A 1705-nucleotide genomic window follows, 5' to 3' on the forward strand; every position below is an offset into this window, starting at 1 on the left:
AAGAAACCGGATTTACCTAGTCTCTTAGCCTACGCACTTGAACCAGGACAACCGTCGCCTGGCCCACCTAGCCTTCTCCGTCCCCCCATCGCATTCATAAGAAGTACGGGAATATTAACCCGTTTCCCATCGACTACGCCTTTCGGCCTCGCCTTAGGGGTCGACTTACCCTGCCCCGATTAACGTTGGACAGGAACCCTTGGTCTTCCGGCGGGGAGGTTTTTCACCCCCCTTGTCGTTACTCATGTCAGCATTCGCACTTCTGATACCTCCAGCAAACCTTACAGTTCACCTTCAACGGCTTACAGAACGCTCCCCTACCCAATACGATAAATCGCATTGCCGCAGCTTCGGTGTATTGCTTAGCCCCGTTACATCTTCCGCGCAGGCCGACTCGACTAGTGAGCTATTACGCTTTCTTTAAATGATGGCTGCTTCTAAGCCAACATCCTAGCTGTCTAAGCCTTCCCACATCGTTTCCCACTTAGCAATACTTTGGGACCTTAGCTGGCGGTCTGGGTTGTTTCCCTCTTCACGACGGACGTTAGCACCCGCCGTGTGTCTCCCGGATAGTACTTACTGGTATTCGGAGTTTGCAAAGGGTTGGTAAGTCGGGATGACCCCCTAGCCTTAACAGTGCTCTACCCCCAGTAGTATTCGTCCGAGGCGCTACCTAAATAGCTTTCGGGGAGAACCAGCTATCTCCGAGTTTGATTGGCCTTTCACCCCTAGCCACAAGTCATCCGCTAATTTTTCAACATTAGTCGGTTCGGTCCTCCAGTTGATGTTACTCAACCTTCAACCTGCCCATGGCTAGATCACCCGGTTTCGGGTCTATATCCAGAGACTGAACGCCCAGTTAAGACTCGGTTTCCCTACGGCTCCCCTATTTGGTTAACCTTGCCACTGAATATAAGTCGCTGACCCATTATACAAAAGGTACGCAGTCACCCCATTAAAGAGGCTCCTACTGCTTGTACGTACACGGTTTCAGGTTCTATTTCACTCCCCTCACAGGGGTTCTTTTCGCCTTTCCCTCACGGTACTGGTTCACTATCGGTCAGTCAGGAGTATTTAGCCTTGGAGGATGGTCCCCCCATATTCAGACAGGATATCACGTGTCCCGCCCTACTCGATTTCACTTTACTGGCGTTAACGGCTACGGGGCTATCACCCGGTATCGCGTGCCTTTCCAGAGCACTTCGCCTGACACCAATAAAGCTTAAGGGCTAATCCAATTTCGCTCGCCGCTACTTTCGGAATCTCGGTTGATTTCTTCTCCTCGGGGTACTTAGATGTTTCAGTTCCCCCGGTTTGCCTCGCTGCGCTATGTATTCACGCAGCGATAAGTGCTTATGCACTTGGGTTTCCCCATTCGGAAATCGTAGACTCAAGTGGCTTTTACTGCCTCATCTACGCTTATCGCAAGTTAATACGTCCTTCATCGCCTCTGACTGCCTAGGCATCCACCGTGTACGCTTAGTCACTTAACCATACAACCCCAAAGGGTCTTTGGCTTCTTGCTTTCACGAAAGTGAAAACAAACAAGCGACCAAGTTGTCTCGCGTTTAATTTACATGAGTGCGAGACAGATTTTGCCGGACTCAATTTTGAAAAGCATCCGAAGATGTTTTTCACCAAGCACACTTGAATGTGTATTTTTGGTCTTTATCAAAAGATAAAGATTGAGAACTTTACAAGTAAC

The 1705-nt window shown here is 49.5% G+C and carries 1 rRNA gene; it reads right to left on the bottom strand.

Annotated features, from left to right (window positions below):
• Window positions 1–1493: ribosomal RNA gene (locus FKQ60_RS17170) — 23S ribosomal RNA — on the bottom strand; the annotation flags it as partial.
• Window positions 1494–1705: the final 212 nt, after the last annotated feature.

Source organism: Vibrio sp. A11, from assembly GCF_013048705.1.
Taxonomy (GTDB): domain Bacteria; phylum Pseudomonadota; class Gammaproteobacteria; order Enterobacterales; family Vibrionaceae; genus Vibrio; species Vibrio metschnikovii.